Here is a 17685-nt window from a genome sequence, read left to right on the forward strand (position 1 = left end):
ATTGAACGCCCGCGGCCGTGCCTGCAGACATCGGGGTGCGGCCTTTTTTCGTTTCGAAAGGAATGGTTTGTTCAGGTCGCGCTCCCAGCTCCCACCCGTCCCGGCGGCATCGCCCCCATCCACCATGGCGGGCGCGCCGGCAGCGCCGCTGGTCGCGCCGGCCCTGCTGGCGGGCGCCAGCCGTATCCTGTTCGTGACGCACCTGGCGATCGGCGACTTCACCTACCTGCAGAGCTGCCTGCGCGCCTTCAAGGCGGCCTGGCCGCACATCGAGATCCACCTCTGGGTCGACGAGCGCCGCCGCACGAAGGATCCGGCCGCCTGGCCGCACCTGCAGAAATACGCGCTGTTCGACTGGCTGGCCGCCTGTCCATGGATCGCCAAAGTCTACGACAAGACCTACAGCCCGGCGACGTTCGCCGCGTCGCTGCAGGAAGCCCGCGCCCAGGATTATCCGCTGGTGGCTACGCTGACCGTGGTCGACGGCCACCGCTACGCACGCATGGCGCGTTCGATCAGTCCGCGCGGCTTCATCGTCGGCCTGAAACAGGCGCCCGAGCGCTGGTTCAAGGGCCTGTCGCGCCATACCAGCTACCGCCGGCTGAACGGCAGCGTGCCGCTGTACCGGGCCGGCCACTGCGGCGGCCAGCACATCAGCGACATCTACGCCGACTGGTTCGCGCGCTTCTTCGGCCTCGACATCCCGCGCCAGGCGCGCTTCCCGGTGCTGGACATCCCGCTTGAGTGGCAGGCGCGCGCGCGGGCGCAGTTCGGCGAGTGGGGCATCGGCGAACGGCCGGCGGTGTTCGTAAACGCCTTTTCGAAGTCGCCCGACCGCACCTGGCCGCTGGAGCACGTGGCGGCGCTGATCCGGGCGATGGCAGCGCGTCCGGAATGGCGCGAGGCGGCCTTCATCGTGAACACGGTGCCGGAAGCGCTGGCCGAGACCCGGCGCATGGTGCGGCGCCAGAAAGACCCCGCGTTCGAGCGGGTGCGCCTGTTCAGCGCCGAGGCGCATTTCTTCGAGCTGCCGGCGGTGATGCGCCTGTGCAGCCTGGTCATCTCGGTCGAGACCGCCGTCATGCACCTGGCGAATGCGGTGAAGGTGCCGGTGATCGCGCTGATGCGCTGCACCACGCCGGAATGGGTGCCGATCGACAGCGGCAACAGCACCGTCATCATGCTGGCCGAGCGCGACGACTGGGTCACCGCCATCGGCGTCGAGGATGTGCTGGCGGTGCTGGATGCGCGCCCGCCGGCGGCCTCAGGCGGTGGCGGTGGCCAGCTGCCGGATCAGGGCGTCGAGCGGCATCGGCCGGCAGAACAGGTAACCCTGCATGCAGGCGCGCCCATTGGTTGAAATGAACTGCGCCTGGGCGTCGGTCTCGATGCCCTCGGCCACCACGCGCAGGCCGAGCTGGCGCGCCATCGCCAGCATCGACTGCACCAGCGCGTTGCCGTTGACGTCGTGCGGGGTGTCGCGCAGGAAGCTCCTGTCGATCTTCAGCTCGTACAGCGGCATCTTCTTGAGGTAGGCCAGGTTCGAGTAGCCGGTGCCGAAATCGTCGATCGAGAAGCGGATGCCGAGTGCGGTCAGCTCGTGCATGCGCGCGACGGTCTGGTCGATGTCGTCGACCAGCAGGCCTTCGGTGACTTCGAAGATCAGCTGGTCCGGCGGCACGCCGGTGTCCCGCAGGGTGGCGCGCACGCTGGCGACGAAGTCCGGCTGGCGGAACTGCAGCGGGCTGACGTTGATCGACAGCGGCAGCGCATGGCCGGCCGCGTCGAGCGCGAGCCAGGCGGCGCAGGCCTGGCGCAGCACCCAGTGGCCGAGCGTCACGATCAGGCCGCTGCTCTCGGCGATCGGGATGAACAGGTCGGGCGGCACCAGGCCGTCGGGGCGGGTCCAGCGCATCAGCAGCTCGGCGCCGGCCGGCACGCCGGTGTGGTCGACCTGCAGCTGCAGGTGCATCGCCAGTTCGCCGTTGTCGAGCGCGTTGGCAAGGTCGCGTTCCAGTGTCAGCTTGCGCTCGGCGTCGGCCAGCATCGCCGTTTCGAACATCACCACGCCGTTGCGCCCGCCGGCCTTGGCGTGGTACATCGCGGTATCGGCCTCGCGCATCAGGTCATGCGCGCTTTCGCGCCCGCCCAGCGCCAGCGCGACACCGATGCTGGCCGAGGACTGGTACCACTGGCCCTCGATCTCCATCGGTTGCGACAGCGCGATGCGGACCTTGTCGGCCACCGCCAGCGCATTCCGGCGTGCCACTGCCGGATCGGCGTCCAGGCCCTCCAGCAGGATCACGAACTCGTCGCCGCCCAGGCGCGCCACGGTATCGTGGGCGCGCACCGCGCCGCGCAGGCGCGCGGCCGCGGTGGTCAGCAGCTGGTCGCCGGCGGCGTGGCCGCAGGCGTCGTTGATCTTCTTGAAGTTGTCGAGGTCGATGTAGGCCAGTGCGCCCAGGCCGCGCCCGGCGTGGCTGCCGGCCACCATGACGTCGAGCCGTTCCATCAGCAGGCGCCGGTTGGGCAGGCCGGTCAGCACGTCGAAGAAGGCCAGCTGGTGGATCGCCTGCGCCGAATGGCGGCGCTCGGTGATGTCGCGCGCAATCACGACCCAGTGGGTGATGGCGGCACCTTCGCTGGAAAACGGCAGCATTTCCATTTCGACCCAGTACGAATCGCCGCCCTTGGTGTAGTTGATCACTTCCGCCCGAACCGGCTCGTTGCGGCGCATCGCGTCGACGATGCGGCGGACGGTAGCCGGATCGGTGTCGGCGCCGTGCAGCATGCGCAGGCTGCGCCCGATCATCTCGGCGCGCGCGTAGCCGGAGCGGCGCAGGGCGGCGTCGTTGACGAAGATGATCGGCTGCGGCGCCCCCGGTGCCGGATCGACTTTGGCGATGATCACCAGGTCGTTCAGGCGCGCCAGCGCGGTCGAGGTCAGGCGCAGTTCGGCATTGGCCGCGTGCAGCTCGGCCTGGCCGGCTGCGAGCGCGTCGGCGGTGCCGCGTGCCTCGCACAGGGAACGCGACAGGCCCTTGAGCAGGGTGCCCGAGGTCAGTGTGACCAGGGCGCCGATGCAGGCGAAGTTGAGGGTGGTGACCAGCGTGGCCAGCATCGGGTCATGCTCGAGCGTCGACACATGCATCGACACCTGGCCGGTCAGGCCCAGCACCAGGATGCTGGTACTGCCCAGCCCGAGCAGGATCAGCGCCGGACGCGTACCCAGCAGGATGACCGCCAGCACCGGGGGCGCCATCAGGTAGTTCATGCTGATCGGGCCGACCGTCAGCAGCAGGCCGATGCCGAGCACGACCCCGAGCGCCAGGAAATTCATGACGCGCACCGTATAGGACAGGCGGGTCAGGCGCTGGATGGCGAAGATCCAGCCCAGCACCACCAGGTCCATCACGGCCACCGGCCACATGCCCTGGCGAATCAGGAGGGGAACGCAGGGGGCGGCGGCGATTGTGCCGATGACCAGCACGACCGACAGCAGGGAAGAGAAGATCTGGGCGCGCCATTGCGCGATGTGGTGACGGCTGGGCATGCGGCATATGTGGCAGGCCCGGGACTTTCCTTGTGGCTCACCTAGTTGATGTAGGGAAACAGTCTAAATGTGAAACTGCCCCCTGTCATCATTTTTCACAATTTGTCGCGTTACGGAAACTGAACGGCAGCGTCGACCGTCCCGCGGCTCAGCGCTGGACAACCACCAGCAGTGCCCGCGCCTCGGTCTTGCCGGCATTGCGGATCACGTGGGCCTGGTCGGCCGGATAGCGGGCGGTGCCGCCGTGCTTGATTTTCTTCTTTTCGGTGCCCACTTCCAGTTCCACCGCGCCGGTGAGGACGGTCAGGTGTTCGCTGGTGCCCGGATCGTGTGGCTGGGACGCCAGTTCGCCGCCGGGCGCCAGCGTCAGCTCGTACCACTCGTACTTGCCGGCCAGGTCCATTGGACCGAGGATGCGCAGCGAGTAGCCGGCATGGCTGCCGGGCAGGGTCGGGATTTCGTGGGCGTCGACGACGCGGATCAGTTCCGCGCTGCGCACCTCGGACGACAGCAGTTCGCCGATCTGGACGCCGAGCGCATTCGCCAGGCGCCAGGTGATGGCGATGGTGGGGTTGGCTTTTTCGCGTTCGATCTGCGACAGCATCGACTTGGACACGCCGGCGATACGCGACAGGTCCTCCAGCGTCAGGCCGCGCGCCAGGCGCATGCGCTGCAGGGTGGCGCCGACTTCGGGCGGGGCGCTATTGTTTACTACGTTGTTCATTCTGATGTTCTTGGGTGCGGCTTGCCAACTTGAATGGCCGGGAGTAAGATTCACTATATTGAATTTCGGTTCGATATAGTAAATAAGTACAATACATCGAACGCGTTTTCTTTGACCAGACGTTACAACATTCTCCAGCAAAGGACAAGCACATGAGCGACCAGGCCTTCTACGGCGCCCTCCAGCAGAAACTCGACACGCTCCGCACCGAGGGCCTGTTCAAGCCCGAACGCGTGATCGCCTCGCGCCAGGGGGCGACAGTCGAAGCCCAGGACGGCCGCACCCTGATCAACATGTGCGCTAATAACTACCTCGGCCTGTCGGGCGACGAGCAGACCGCGCAGGCCGCTGCCGCGGCGCTGGAAAAATACGGCTACGGCCTGTCGTCGGTGCGCTTCATCTGCGGTACCCAGACCGTGCACAAGGAGCTGGAAGGGGCGCTGTCGCGCTTCCTCGGCACCGAAGACACGATCCTGTACGCGGCCGCCTTCGATGCCAACGGCGGCGTGTTCGAGCCGCTGTTCGACGAAAACGACGCCATCATCTCGGATGCCCTGAACCACGCCTCGCTGATCGACGGCATCCGCCTGTGCAAGGCCGCGCGCTACCGCTACGCCAACAACGACATGGCGGACCTGGAAAAGCAGCTGCAGGCCGCCACGGACGCCGGCAAGCGCCATAAAGTCATCGTCACCGACGGCGTGTTCTCGATGGACGGCACCATCGCCCAGCTCGACAAGATCGTCGCACTGGCCGAGCAATACGGCGCCCTGACCCTGGTCGACGAATCGCACGCATCCGGCTTCATGGGACAGACCGGCCGCGGTACCCACGAGCACTGCGGCGTGCTGGGCAAGATCGACATCATCACCGGCACCCTGGGCAAGGCCCTGGGCGGCGCGATGGGCGGCTTCACGTCGGGCCGCAAGGAAGTGATCGAGACCCTGCGCCAGAAGTCGCGGCCCTACCTGTTCTCGAACACGCTTGCGCCGATGATCGCCGGCGCCTCGCTGTCGGTGCTGGAGCGCATCAGCAAGTCGACCGTGCTGCGCGACCGCCTGATGGAGAACACCGCCTACTTCCGCACCGAGATCGAGCGCATCGGCTTCACCATCAAGCCGGGCACCCACCCGGTGGTGCCGGTGATGCTGTTCGACGCGCCGGTCGCCCAGAAATTCGCGGCGCGCATGTTCGAACTGGGCGTGCTGCTGTCGGGCTTCTTCTACCCGGTGGTGCCGATGGGCCAGGCGCGCGTGCGCGTGCAACTGTCGGCCGCGCATACCCGCGAACAGCTCGACACCGTGCTGAAGGCCTTCGAGCAGGCCGGCCGCGAACTCGGCCTGATCAAATAAATCGCCAACATCGTCTTGCCGGCACTGCGCCTACCCGGCGCGGGCCGGCCGGCTCACGAAGCCCCTCCGCATCAAGAAAGAACAGGTACACCAGCATGGAACGCATCCTCATCATCGGCGCCAACGGCCAGATCGGCAGCGAACTCGTCACCGCCCTCGCGCAGCAGCACGGTCCAGACAAGGTCATCGCCTCGGACATCGGGCTCGACAATGTCTACGGCGCCGCGCGCTACACCCGCCTCGACGTGCTCGACCGCGACGCCGTCGCCGGGCTGATCGCCGACGAGGGCATCACCCAGGTCTACCAGCTGGCGGCGCTGCTGTCGGCCACCGGCGAAAAGGCGCCGCTGAAGGCATGGACGCTGAACATGGACGGCCTGCTGAACATCCTGGAAATCGCGCGCGAGCGTGGCGAAGCCGGCAAGCCGCTGAAAGTGTTCTGGCCGTCGTCGATCGCCGCCTTCGGCCCCAACACGCCGGCCGAGAACACGCCGCAGTACACGGTGATGGACCCGACCTCGATCTACGGCATCAGCAAGCTGGCCGGCGAGCGCCTGTGCGAGTACTACCACGCCAAGTATGGCGTCGACGTGCGCAGCATCCGCTACCCGGGCATCATCAGCTTCAAGTCGCCTCCGGGCGGCGGCACCACCGACTACGCGATCGCGATCTTCCACGCGGCCCTCAAGGGCGAAACCTACGAATGCTTCCTCGGCCCGGAGACCACGCTGCCGATGATCTACATGCCGGACGCGATCCGCGCCACCATCGAGCTGATGGAGGCGCCTGGCGACCAGGTCGCGATCCGCTCCTCGTACAACGTGGCCGGCGTCTCCTTCAACCCGCGCGAACTGGCCGCCGCGATCCAGTCCCGCCTGCCGGCCTTCCGCATCGCCTACAAGCCGGACAGCCGCCAGCAGATCGCCGATTCGTGGCCGAAGAGCCTCGACGACAGCCGCGCGAGCGCGGACTGGGGCTGGAAGGCGCGCATCGGCGTGGATGAGATGGTGAACGACATGCTGGAAAACGTGGACGTTGGGCAGGCTGCCTGAGTTACTCGCCCTTACCGTGAACCCCAAAACCGTCGTTCCCGCGCAGGCGGGAACCCAAGTTTGTTCGCAGATCGCCGAACTTGGGTTCCTGCCTGCGCAGGAACGACGTTTTGGCGCTTCCATTTATCGCACGCACCATCAGCAATCAACATAAGTATTTAGGAGACAGCGCATGGACATGAGCGTATTTGACCTGTTCAAGATCGGCATCGGCCCCTCCAGCTCGCACACGGTCGGCCCGATGGTCGCCGCGCGCCGCTTCCTGCTGGAAGCAGGCCACCTCGACGAAGCGGTAAGCGTCGAAGCCCACCTGTACGGTTCGCTGGCGCTGACCGGCGTCGGCCACGCCACCGACAAGGCCGTGATCCTCGGCCTGATGGGCGAGACCCCGCAGGACATCGATCCGGACACGGTCGAGGACAAGCTGGCCGAGGCCGAGCTGGACGGCGTGCTGGAGCTGCTCGGCACCAAAGCCGTGCCGTTCACGGCCAGGACCGGCCTGGTCTGGCACAAGGAATCGAGCATGCCCGAGCACCCGAACGGCATGCGTTTCGTGCTGAAGCTGGCGGACGGCAGCGTGATCGAGCGCGTATACTACTCGGTTGGCGGCGGTTTCATCACCGCGGCCGGCGAAGCCAGGGCCGAAGCGCCGGCGCCGCGCGAAGAGAGCGGACGCGCGGCGCTGCCGTTCCCCTTCGATACGATGCGCGAATTGCTGGCCCAGGGCCAGGCCCACGGCCTGTCGATCCCGGCCATGCTGCGCGCGAACGAACGCACGCGCATGACCGACGAGCAGCTGGATGCCGGCCTCGACCGCATCTGGCAGGTGATGCGCGACTGCATCTGCCACGGTCTGGTCACCGAGGGAGAACTGCCGGGCGGCCTGAACGTGAAGCGCCGCGCGGCCAAGCTGTGGCGCCAGGAGCGTGAACAGGCGGCCAAGGGCGTCACGAACAGCCTGCCGCACGACGCGGTGAACCAGGTCAGCCTGTACGCCATGGCGGTCAACGAAGAGAACGCGGCCGGCGGGCGCGTGGTGACGGCGCCGACCAACGGCGCGGCCGGCATCATCCCGGCGGTGCTGCGCTACTACGCCGAGGATTGCCGCCCGAGCGATCCCGAGCGCGGCATCCGCGACTTCCTGCTGGCTTCGAGCGCGATCGGCATGCTGTGCAAGAAGAACGCCTCGATCTCGGGCGCCGAAATCGGCTGCCAGGGCGAGGTCGGCGTGGCCTGCGCGATGGCGGCGGCCGGCCTGGTGGCGGCACTCGGCGGCACCAACGAGCAGATCGAGAACGCGGCCGAAATCGGCATCGAGCACCATCTCGGCATGACCTGCGACCCGATCGGGGGCCTGGTGCAGATCCCGTGCATCGAGCGCAACGGCATGGGCGCGATCAAGGCGATCACTGCGGCGTCGCTGGCGATGAAGGGCGACGGCACCCACTTCGTCAGCCTGGACGACGTGATCGAGACCATGCGCCAGACCGGGGCCGACATGCAGGTCAAGTACAAGGAAACCTCGCTCGGCGGCCTGGCCATCCACGTGGTGACGGTCAACCACGCCGCCTGTTGAAGTGTAGGGTGGACGCATAAAACGGAACATTATTCGGTAAAAAGACAACTTTCCCGCCGCCGGACTATAATAAATGTCCTCCCGAGCCAACCGGATCCTTTCTACCGTATGCACTATGTGTCCACCCGCGCGACCAGCGCGTCCGCAGCACGCAATCCCCAATCCTTCTCCGATATCCTGCTGGGCGGCCTGGCGCCGGACGGCGGCCTGTATCTGCCGGAAACCTATCCGCAGGTGAGCGGCGCCGAACTCGACGCCTGGCGCAGCCTGTCGTACGCCGAGCTGGCCTACGAAATCCTGCGCAAGTTCGCCACCGACATCCCCGACCAAGACCTGAAGGCGCTGACCGCGAAGACCTATACGCCGGCGGTCTACCGCAATGCGCGCGAGGATGAATCCGCCGAAGAGATCACGCCGCTGCGCGTGCTGGAGCAGGGCCCGGCGCGCACGCTGATCCTGCAGGGCCTGTCGAACGGCCCGACGCTGGCCTTCAAGGACATGGCGATGCAGTTGCTGGGCAACCTGTTCGAATACGCGCTGGCAAAGAACGGCGACGAACTGAACATCTTCGGCGCCACCTCGGGCGACACCGGCAGCGCCGCCGAGTACGCGATGCGCGGCAAGCGCGGCATCCGCGTGTTCATGCTGTCGCCGCACGCCAAGATGAGCGCCTTCCAGACCGCCCAGATGTTCAGCCTGCAGGACCCGAACATCTTCAACATCGCGGTCGAAGGCGTGTTCGACGATTGCCAGGACATGGTCAAGGCCGTGTCGAGCGACCTCGAATTCAAGGTGCGCCAGAAGATCGGCACCGTCAACTCGATCAACTGGGCCCGCGTGGTGGCGCAGGTCGTGTACTACTTCCGCGGCTACCTGAAGGCCACGACGAACAACGACCAGAAGGTGTCGTTCACGGTCCCGTCGGGCAACTTCGGCAACATCTGCGCCGGCCACATCGCCCGCATGATGGGCCTGCCGATCGACAAGCTGGTGGTCGCCACCAACGAGAACAACGTGCTCGACGAGTTCTTCCGCACCGGCGTCTACCGCGTGAGGAAGAGCTCGGAGACCTATCACACCAGCAGCCCGTCGATGGACATCTCGAAGGCCTCGAACTTCGAGCGCTTCGTCTATGACCTGGTCGGCCGCGACGCCGAGCGCACGCATGCGCTGTTCCGCAAGGTCGAGACCCACGGCGGCTTCGACCTGTCCGGCGCGCCCGGCAGCGACGGCGACGAATTCAAGGCGGTCGCGCAGTACGGCTTCCAGTCCGGCAGCTCGAACCACGAGAATCGCCTGGCGACCATCCGCGAAGTCTTCGACGACTACGGCATCACGATCGATACCCACACCGCCGACGGCATCAAGGTCGCGCGCGAGCACGTCGAACCCGGCGTGCCGATGATCGTGCTGGAGACCGCGCTGGCGGCCAAGTTCAACGAGACCATCCTGGAAGCGCTCGGTACCGACGCCGCGCGCCCGGCCGGTTTCGAGGACATCGAGAGCCTGCCGCAGCGCTTCGTCGTCATGCATCCGAACGTCGCCCAGATGAAGGAATTCATCGCCGCGCACACCGGCCTGGCGCAGGGGGCGGCGGCGTGAGCGGCGCTCGACAGCCGGTCCAGGAACAGGGTGGCGCGCAGCCGGCGCGCAAGCCGATGCTGGCAGTGCGCGAAGCGCTCGACTTCCTGCTGGCCGCCGCGCGTCCGGTGGCGGAGACCGAGAAGGTCGCCACGCTGGAAGCCAACGGCCGCGTGCTGGCCGAAGACCAGGTCTCGCCCCTCGACGTGCCGGCCGCCGACAATACCCAGATGGATGGCTATGCGGTGCGCGCGGCCGACTGTGCCGGTGGCGCGGCGCGCCTGCAGGTGGCGCAGCGCATCCCGGCCGGCAGCGTCGGCCAGCCGCTGGCTGCCGGCACCGCGGCCCGCATCTTCACCGGCGCCCTGATCCCGCAAGGGGCGGACGCGGTGGTGATGCAGGAACAGTGCGAGGTCGATGGCGACTATGTCATCGTCAAGCACACACCGGCGGCGGGCGAGTGGATCCGCCGCGCCGGCGAGGACGTGCGCAGCGGCGCCGTGATCCTGCCGGCCGGCACCCGCCTGCGCGGCCAGGAGCTGGGGCTGGCCGCATCGGTCGGCCTGGCGACGCTGCCGGTGCGGCGGCGCCTGCGCGTGGCGGTGTTCTTCACCGGCGACGAACTGGCGATGCCGGGCGAGCCCCTGAAGCCCGGCGCGATCTACAACTCGAACCGCTTCACGCTGCGTGGCCTGCTGGAGAACCTCGGCTGCGAGTTCACCGACTACGGCATCGTGCCGGATTCGCTGCAGGCCACGCGCGACACGCTGCGCGAGGCGGCCCGCGCGCACGACCTGATCATCACCTCGGGCGGCGTCTCGGTCGGCGAGGAAGACCACATCAAGCCGGCGGTGGAAGCCGAAGGGCGCCTGAACATGTGGCAGATCGCGGTCAAGCCGGGCAAGCCGCTCGCCTTCGGCGAAGTGCGCAGACAAGGTGACACCGAGGGCGGTGCAGAAAACGATGCCGCGTTCTTCATCGGCCTGCCGGGCAATCCGGTGTCGAGCTTCATCACCTTCCTGCTGTTCGTGCGGCCTTTCGTGCTGCGTTTGCAGGGCGTGACCGGTGCGGTCGAGCCGCGCACGATCATGATGCGCGCCGACTTCAACTGGCCCAAGCCGGACCGCCGCAACGAATTCCTGCGCGTGCGCATGAACGAGGGCGGCGGACTGGACCTGTTCCCGAACCAGGGCTCGGGCGTGCTGACCTCGACCGTCTGGGCCGATGGCCTGGTCGACAATCCGCCGGGCCAGGCGATCGCCCCCGGGGACGTGGTGCGCTTCATCCCGCTCTCGGCGCTGAGTTATTGATGGTGGTTCGTGGAAGTCTGAAGTCGAAAGGAAGTGTGTGAATATCCAGTTACGTTTCTTTGCCGGCGTGCGTGAAGCCGTCGGCACCTCGGGCGAAACGGTGGCGCTGCCCGAAGGCGTGGCCACGGTGGGCGCAGTGCGCGATTTCCTGATCGCGCGCGGCGGTGCCTGGGCCGAGGCGCTGGCGCACGAGCGGGCGCTGCGCATGGCGTTCAACCATGTGATGTGCGAGGCCGACACGCCACTGGCCGAAGGTGGCGAGGTGGCGTTTTTCCCGCCGGTGACCGGCGGTTGACGCTTTTTAATTGATCTGCAGATTAGTGCGCATCGTCGTTTCCGCCAATGCCGGGAACGACGAGCTTGCGCCTGGCGGGGACATCACGCCACCGTCTTCTCCGCCAGCGCCAGCAGCCTGGCGCAATTCGCATTCTTCTCCCCGAAATCGCGCCACGCGGTATTGCGCGCGATGTCCTGCCACTTGCGCAGCGACGCCGCGTTCAGGTCCACCGCGCGGCCGCCGCGGCCCGCGAACTGGGCCGCCACCGCGGCATCGTCCATCTGCGCCGACTTGCGGGCAAAGCCTTCGAGGTCGGCGCCGATCTTCAGGAGGGCTGCCTGCTGGTCGCGCGGCAGGCGGTCGAACACCGTCTTCGACATCAAGAGCGGCTCCAGCATGAACCAGTAGGTGCCGCCGCGCGCGGTGGTCACCGATTTCGAGACTTCGTCGAGGCGGAACGACATCAGCGACGAGGACGAGGTCATGGCGGCGTCCAGCGCGCCGCTCTGCATGGCGCTGCGGATGTCGTTGGACGGGATGTTGACCACGGTGGCGCCGGCTTCCTTGAGGATCAGGTCGAGCGCGTGCGAGCCGCCGCGCACCTTCAGGCCGGCGGCATCCTCGGGGTCGACGATCGGCTTGACGCGCGAGGCGGCGCCGCCGGCCTGCCAGATCCAGCTCAGGATCACCATGCCGCGCTCGCCCAGCATGCGGGTGAATTCGCGGCCGACGTCCATGTTCTTCCAGGCGTAGCCCTGGTCGTAGGACGTGACCAGGCCGGGCATCAGGCCGATGTTCACTTCCGGAAATTCGTCGCCGGCGTAGGACAGCGGCACCAGTGCCAGGTCGAGCGCGCCTTTCGACAGCGCCGGGATCTGGGCTTCGCTCTTCATCAGGCTGGAGGCCGGGTAGATCGAGAACTTGAGCTTGCCCCGCGTGGCGCGTTCGGCCTGTTCGGCGAACATGCGGCACAGGCGGTCGCGGAAATCGCCTTCGGCGACGCTGCCGGCGGGGAACTGGTGGGAAATCCTGAGGCTGCCGGGCTGGGCCCATGCTGTCTGCAGCCAGAGGGGGCTGGTCGCGAGCGCGCCCAGTACTGTCCTGCGAGTCACTACCGACATAGTCATCCTCCAAGATGGTCTTACGGACTACCGGACGAATCGTGTACGCCTGAACGACTGCTGCGGCGCTTCTTCACCCGTCTTTAGGTTTGCGCTTTTTTTGCATTATTTAACGTATAAGCATAGGCTCAGCTGTAAACATGTCAAGAGAATATTTGAGCGAATGCTCATGCGGCGCAACATAAAAATGTGCTTGAAAAGCCCGGCATTGCGTGGGAAAAGATGCGGCGAGAATGAAGCCCGAGGGTTCCAGCGGGACGCCGCGGCGCAGCAAGCGCGCGGCGTCTTGTGTCGGGTTTACAGCGATGCGAGGAAGCTGCGGATGGCGTCGATCACCTTCTCGGGCTGGTCGATCATCGCGAAGTGGCGTGCCGGCGCCACCGACACCACCTGCACCCGCGGCGCGCCTTCCAGCAGGGCCTTGTAGTAATCGGCCTTGGCGCTTTCGCTGATGCCCTGCTGCGCGGCGTCGAGGTCGTGGTAGGGCGAGATCACCAGCAGCGGCGCCCCGATGTCTTTCAGGCCGGGGCGCAGGTCGAGGTTCAGCACGTCGGCCGCGTACTGGCCGGTCGCTGCCGGATCGCTGCGTGCCGACAGCTGGGCCAGCGCGTCCGCCTTGCCCATGTCGAGCACGCCGATGGTGCGCATGTAGCTTTGCTGCTGGCGCGCAAAGGCTGCCGGGTCGGTGGCGACGCGGCCGCGCATGCCTGCCGCCATCTGGCTGCGCTGGGCCGGCGCCATCGTTTCGGTGCCCGGCATCACCGGCAAGCCGTCGATGCTGACCACGCCGCCGACGGCCGCCGGCCGGTCTTCGGCGACCGCATAGCCGAGGGTGCCGCCGAGGCTGTGGCCGACGATCACCGGCTTTTGCAAATGACGTTCGGCGATCAGCTGCTCGACCGCGGCGCGGGCGGCGCTGAAAGGCGATGCGGCCGCTGCAGGGGCGGCCGGGCGGCCGTCGAAGCCGGGCAGGGTCAGCACGTATATCGGATGGCTGGCGGCAAAGGCCCGGATCGTGTCCTGCCACACCCAGCTGCCGCTGGCCAGGCCCGGGATCAGGATCAGGGGCCGGCCGGCTGAGGCACCGTGGCGCTCGACCAGCACGCCGCCGACCTCGAAGCGTTCGGCCGGGGCCAGGGTGGCGGCAAAGCGGTTCGGTGCCGCCGCCGGCGCGTCCGCTGGGGCGTCGGCGGCGTGTGACTTCTCGAAGGCGCCCAGCGCCAGCAGCAGGGCGAAGGCGGCATGGATCAGGCGTTGTTTGCGGGTGGTGTGGCAAAGGCTCATGCGGGCTCCTGGTCGGGGAAGAAAATGGCTTCGATCGGTTGTTCGAACAGCTTCGATACGGAAAACGCCAGCGGCAGGCTGGGGTCGTACTTGCCGGTCTCGATGGCGATCACGGTCTGGCGCGAGACGTCCAGCAGCTCGGCCAGGTGCGCCTGGCTCCAGCCGCGGCCGGCGCGCAGTTCGCGGATCAGGTTCTTCATCGTCCGCTCCATGTGCGCACCAGGTTCACCACGCCCCAGCTGGCGCACATCACCATCCAGACGACGAACATCGACATCTTCGGGAAGCCCGCGGTTTCGAGGAAGCCGTAGCTGAAGGTGAGGGCGCCGGTAACGGCGAAGGCGATGCCGATCGATTCCAGCATGCGCAGGCGCTGGTATTCGTCGATGCGGGCGACGTGGCGCACGATGGCGCGGATCATCAGGGCGAAGCCGAGCATCGGCAACAGCAGCAGGACCGTGCGCAGCGTCCCGTCGGCCATCGGACGCGCCAGCCTGATCGACCCGACCAGCAGCACGATATAGACGCCGATCGCCACCCATAATTCAGTGTGATACGCCCGTGCGACGCGCTTTTCATGCATGTCCGCTCTCCCTGGGTTGAAGTGAATGATGTAAAGTATGCTTTACATCGTAGTGATGCCTCTGGCCGATGTCAAGCTTCCTTTACATCTGTTGTCGGCGCCCGCTCTCGACTACAATGCGGCTCCTTCCATCCCGCTATCCCGTTCACCGCCATGTCCCGAGTCCCGCCCCCATCCCGCCGCGCCATCGTCATCGGCGGCGGCCCCGCCGGCCTGATGGCGGCCGAAGTCCTGGCCGCGGGCGGCGTCGAGGTCGACCTGTACGATGCCATGCCGTCGGTGGGCCGCAAATTCCTCCTGGCCGGCAAGGGCGGCATGAACATCACCCACGCCGAAGAGTTCGATGCCTTCGCCGGCCGCTACGGCACCCGCCGCGCCGAGGTCACGCCCTGGCTGGACGGCTTCACCCCGCAGCAGGTGCGCGACTGGATCCACGGCCTCGGCATCGACACCTTCGTGGGCAGCTCGGGGCGCGTGTTCCCGACGGAGATGAAGGCCGCGCCCCTGCTGCGCGCCTGGCTGCACCGCCTGCGCGACGCCGGCGTGCGCTTCCACATGCGGCATCGCTGGCTGGGCTGGCGCGACGGCGCGCTGCGCTTCGCCACGCCCGACGGCGAACGCCTGGAGCAGGCCGACGCCACCGTGCTGGCGCTGGGCGGTGCGAGCTGGGCGCGCCTCGGCTCGGACGGCGCCTGGGTGCCGCTGCTGCAGGAAAAGAGCGTGGACGTGGCGCCGCTGGTGCCGATGAATTGCGGCTTCGACGCCGACTGGAGCGAGCACTTCGCGAGCCGCCATGCGGGCGCGCCGCTGACGACCGTGGCGCTCGGCATGCCGGGGCCGGACGGCGCGCCGGTGTTCCGCAAGGGCCAGTTCGTGGTCACCGCGAGCGGCATCGAGGGCAGCCTGGTGTATGCGCTGTCGGCACCGATCCGCGACGCCATCGCGGCGCAGGGCCGCGCCACCGTGTGGATCGACCTGCTGCCGGACCACAGCCCGCAGCGCGTGCTGGCCGAGGTGACGCATCCGCGCGGCACGCGTTCGATGGCCAGCCACCTGCAAAGCAGGCTCGGGATCAAGGGCGTGAAATCCGGGTTGCTGCACGAGTGCCTGTCGAAGGACGAGTATGCCGATCCGGTGCGGCTGGCGCAGGCGCTGAAGGCGCTGCCGCTGGTGCTGGTGCGTGCGCGCCCGATCGACGAGGCGATCAGCAGCGGCGGCGGGGTGCGCTTTGAGGCGATGGAGGGTGCCGGCGGCATGCTGCGCGCGCTGCCGGGCGTGTTCGTGGCGGGCGAGATGGTCGACTGGGAGGCGCCGACCGGGGGCTATCTGCTGACGGCCTGCTTCGGCAGCGGGCGCGCCGCCGGCCGTGCCGCACTCGAATGGTTGAACCCTACGACATCAATGCCGCGTGGTTTCTTCGGGACGTAGCGTCAGCACCCGTACCCCGGTGCGCGTCACCGCCACCGTGTGCTCGAACTGCGCGGACAGCTTGCCGTCGCGCGTGACCACGGTCCAGCCGTCATCCTCGGTATCGACCCAGCCGCGTCCCTCGTTCAGCATCGGCTCGATGGTGAACACCATGCCTTCGCGCAGCACCAGGCCGGTCTGCGGCTTGCCCCAGTGGAGCACCTGCGGCGGTTCGTGCATCTCGCGGCCGATGCCGTGGCCGCAGTATTCGCGCACCACCGAATAGCCGTTGCGGCGCGCGTGCCGTTCGATCGCGTGGCCGACGTCGCCCAGGCGGGCGCCCGGCCGCACCGCCTTGATCCCTTTCCACATCGCTTCGTAGGTCACCTGCACCAGGCGCTTGGCCAGCGGCGACACCTCGCCGACCAGGTAGGTCTTGCTGGAGTCGGCGATGTAGCCGTTCTTTTCCAGCGTGATGTCGAAGTTCACGATGTCGCCGGCCTGCAGCAGTTCGGACGGCGACGGCACGCCATGGCACACCACATGGTTGCGCGACGAGTTCAGCGCGTAGGCATAGCCGTACTGGCCCTTGCTGGCCGGACGGGCGGCGAGGGTGTCGACGATGAAGCGTTCGGCCAGGTCGTTGACGGCCATGGTCGACATGCCGATCAGGTTCAGTTTGTCGAGCTCGCCGAACACGGCCGCCAGCAGCCGGCCGGATTCCGCCATCAGCGCGATTTCTTCAGGACGCTTGGTCATCGCTAGGCCGCCCGGATCCGTTGCGTGACGACCCCGGCCGCGCGCAGTTCGCGCTCGACGATCTCGTTGAAGCTCATCGTCGGGTTCATTTCGGCCAGCATGCCGATCTTCAGCCAGAAGGCCGCTTGCGCGTTGATCGAGCGGACCGAGACCACGCTGGCCTTGCGCAACTGGTCGTGCAGCTCGTCGTCGATGTTTACAATACCCATGATATGTTCCGTATGTGGTCAATATACGAATCATATATTCACGGGCCGCGAACGGCAAGGGGCGATCGCGACAATTTGTTTCAGTCGTGGAAACTGACGCTGGCGCTGCCGTGGCGGCTGACCTCGCGCCGCTCCGGATTGCCGTACACGGTCGACTCGCCGCTGCCGGCCAGTTCCAGTCTGGCTTCGCGGCTGGCATACACCGCGCTGGTGCCGGAACCGGTGTGCGCCAGGCGGACCTGTTCGGCGCGCAGGTGGCGCGCGTCCAGTTCGCCCGAGCCCTGCAGCTCGGCCTCCAGTTCGCGCGTGGCGCCGACCAGGGTCAGGTTGCCGGAGCCGACGCTCTCGGCCTTCACGCGCTCGCTGCTGCCGCCGGTGAGTTCGAGGTCGCCGCTGCCGTTCAGGGCGACGATGTTCTCGAGGTAGCGGCCATTGAAGCGCACGGTGCCGCTGCCGCCCAGGCCGAGGTCGAGGCGTTCGCCGGCGAAGCCGCTGGCATTGGCGTCGCCGCTGCCGTTGACGTGCAGGGTGTCCAGTGCCGGCAGCGTCAGCGTGACCTCGATCGGCTGGCGGTGGCGCAGCAGGATGCCGCGCGGGCCGATGTGCAGGGTGCGGCCTTCCACGGTGGTGCCGATGTTGGCCAGCAGGCGCTGTTCGCCGCGTACTTCCAGCGCCGGTTCCGGACCCTGGCGCAGGGTCAGGTTGATCGGGCCGCTCAGTTCGACGGCGGTGATCTGGGCGTCCAGCGTGCGCTTGTCGGTGGCGAGCAGGCGGCTGCCGGGAGGCGAGGTGCCGCTCGTGCCCTGGGCCCGCAGCACGGTGTAGGAAACGCCGATCAGGCCGAAGGCGATCAGCAGCAGGACGAAGCCGGTCTTGAGCAATGCGCGCATGGTGGCC

At 67.4% G+C, this 17685-nt stretch carries 17 protein-coding genes; 8 read left to right on the top strand and 9 right to left on the bottom strand.

What is annotated here, in order from left to right:
- Positions 1 to 67: 67 nt before the first annotated feature.
- Positions 68 to 1360, top strand: coding sequence for a glycosyltransferase family 9 protein (locus FBX97_RS06925; protein WP_255517331.1), 1293 nt, complete (start codon positions 68 to 70; stop codon positions 1358 to 1360).
- On the opposite strand, the gene FBX97_RS06930 is transcribed toward FBX97_RS06925, so the two are convergent.
- A complete protein-coding gene (locus FBX97_RS06930) occupies positions 1265 to 3553 on the bottom strand; it encodes a bifunctional diguanylate cyclase/phosphodiesterase (protein ID WP_141829806.1) in 2289 nt (762 codons plus the stop codon). The two genes, FBX97_RS06925 and FBX97_RS06930, sit on opposite strands and share 96 nt — an antisense overlap.
- A 148-nt stretch (positions 3554 to 3701) precedes the next feature.
- A complete protein-coding gene (locus FBX97_RS06935) occupies positions 3702 to 4277 on the bottom strand; it encodes a helix-turn-helix domain-containing protein (RefSeq protein ID WP_141829807.1) in 576 nt (191 codons plus the stop codon).
- A gap of 152 nt (positions 4278 to 4429) precedes the next feature.
- Here FBX97_RS06935 and FBX97_RS06940 point away from each other — a divergent pair, with 152 nt between their 5' ends.
- The 6 genes from FBX97_RS06940 (at position 4430) to moaD (ending at position 11443) form a co-directional block, all read left to right on the top strand.
- Positions 4430 to 5629 carry a glycine C-acetyltransferase gene (locus FBX97_RS06940; RefSeq protein WP_141829809.1) on the top strand — a complete coding sequence of 400 codons (1200 nt, stop codon included), beginning with the start codon at positions 4430 to 4432 and terminating at the stop codon, positions 5627 to 5629.
- A 95-nt stretch (positions 5630 to 5724) separates the two neighbouring features.
- On the top strand, positions 5725 to 6681 hold the full coding sequence (locus FBX97_RS06945; protein ID WP_141829810.1) for an NAD-dependent epimerase/dehydratase family protein: 957 nt from the start codon (positions 5725 to 5727) through the stop codon (positions 6679 to 6681).
- Between the two features lie 172 nt (positions 6682 to 6853).
- Positions 6854 to 8257: an L-serine ammonia-lyase gene (locus FBX97_RS06950; RefSeq protein ID WP_141829812.1), complete on the top strand. Its 1404-nt coding sequence runs from the start codon at positions 6854 to 6856 to the stop codon at positions 8255 to 8257.
- A gap of 108 nt (positions 8258 to 8365) precedes the next feature.
- Complete coding sequence (gene thrC, locus FBX97_RS06955) at positions 8366 to 9859, top strand: threonine synthase (protein WP_141829814.1); 1494 nt, start codon at positions 8366 to 8368, stop codon at positions 9857 to 9859.
- A 56-nt stretch (positions 9860 to 9915) separates the two neighbouring features.
- Positions 9916 to 11148: a gephyrin-like molybdotransferase Glp gene (gene glp, locus FBX97_RS06960; RefSeq protein ID WP_141830994.1), complete on the top strand. Its 1233-nt coding sequence runs from the start codon at positions 9916 to 9918 to the stop codon at positions 11146 to 11148.
- 37 nt (positions 11149 to 11185) lie between these two features.
- Positions 11186 to 11443, top strand: a complete 258-nt coding sequence (gene moaD, locus FBX97_RS06965) for a molybdopterin converting factor subunit 1 (RefSeq protein ID WP_141829816.1) — start codon at positions 11186 to 11188, stop codon at positions 11441 to 11443.
- An 83-nt stretch (positions 11444 to 11526) separates the two neighbouring features.
- Here the strand turns inward: moaD and dctP are convergent, their stop codons facing one another.
- The 4 genes from dctP to FBX97_RS06985 all read right to left on the bottom strand — a co-directional run bounded on the left by dctP (position 11527) and on the right by FBX97_RS06985 (position 14413).
- Positions 11527 to 12546: a TRAP transporter substrate-binding protein DctP gene (dctP, locus tag FBX97_RS06970; RefSeq protein ID WP_141829818.1), complete on the bottom strand. Its 1020-nt coding sequence runs from the start codon at positions 12544 to 12546 to the stop codon at positions 11527 to 11529.
- A gap of 297 nt (positions 12547 to 12843) precedes the next feature.
- The gene (locus tag FBX97_RS06975; RefSeq protein WP_141829821.1) at positions 12844 to 13830 is read right to left on the bottom strand and encodes an alpha/beta fold hydrolase; all 987 of its coding nucleotides are present in this window, start codon (positions 13828 to 13830) and stop codon (positions 12844 to 12846) included.
- On the bottom strand, positions 13827 to 14030 hold the full coding sequence (locus FBX97_RS06980) for a helix-turn-helix transcriptional regulator (protein WP_141829823.1): 204 nt from the start codon (positions 14028 to 14030) through the stop codon (positions 13827 to 13829). Before FBX97_RS06980 ends, FBX97_RS06975 begins: the two co-directional genes overlap by 4 nt.
- Positions 14027 to 14413 carry a hypothetical protein gene (locus FBX97_RS06985; RefSeq protein WP_141829825.1) on the bottom strand — a complete coding sequence of 129 codons (387 nt, stop codon included), beginning with the start codon at positions 14411 to 14413 and terminating at the stop codon, positions 14027 to 14029. The genes FBX97_RS06980 and FBX97_RS06985 overlap by 4 nt, the downstream gene beginning before the upstream one ends.
- 153 nt (positions 14414 to 14566) lie before the next feature.
- On the opposite strand from FBX97_RS06985, the gene FBX97_RS06990 reads away from it, so the two are divergent.
- Positions 14567 to 15841: a TIGR03862 family flavoprotein gene (locus FBX97_RS06990; RefSeq protein ID WP_141829827.1), complete on the top strand. Its 1275-nt coding sequence runs from the start codon at positions 14567 to 14569 to the stop codon at positions 15839 to 15841.
- Here the strand turns inward: FBX97_RS06990 and map are convergent.
- The 3 genes from map to FBX97_RS07005 form a co-directional block, all read right to left on the bottom strand.
- Positions 15812 to 16579, bottom strand: a complete 768-nt coding sequence (map, locus tag FBX97_RS06995) for a type I methionyl aminopeptidase (RefSeq protein WP_141829829.1) — start codon at positions 16577 to 16579, stop codon at positions 15812 to 15814. The genes FBX97_RS06990 and map overlap by 30 nt on opposite strands.
- A gap of 2 nt (positions 16580 to 16581) precedes the next feature.
- Positions 16582 to 16788 carry a ParD-like family protein gene (locus tag FBX97_RS07000; protein ID WP_141829832.1) on the bottom strand — a complete coding sequence of 69 codons (207 nt, stop codon included), beginning with the start codon at positions 16786 to 16788 and terminating at the stop codon, positions 16582 to 16584.
- 80 nt (positions 16789 to 16868) lie between these two features.
- Complete coding sequence (locus tag FBX97_RS07005; RefSeq protein ID WP_141829833.1) at positions 16869 to 17678, bottom strand: head GIN domain-containing protein; 810 nt, start codon at positions 17676 to 17678, stop codon at positions 16869 to 16871.
- Between the last annotated feature and the right edge of the window lie 7 nt (positions 17679 to 17685).

It is taken from the genome of Herbaspirillum sp. SJZ107 (assembly GCF_006715485.1).
Classification (GTDB): domain Bacteria; phylum Pseudomonadota; class Gammaproteobacteria; order Burkholderiales; family Burkholderiaceae_D; genus Telluria.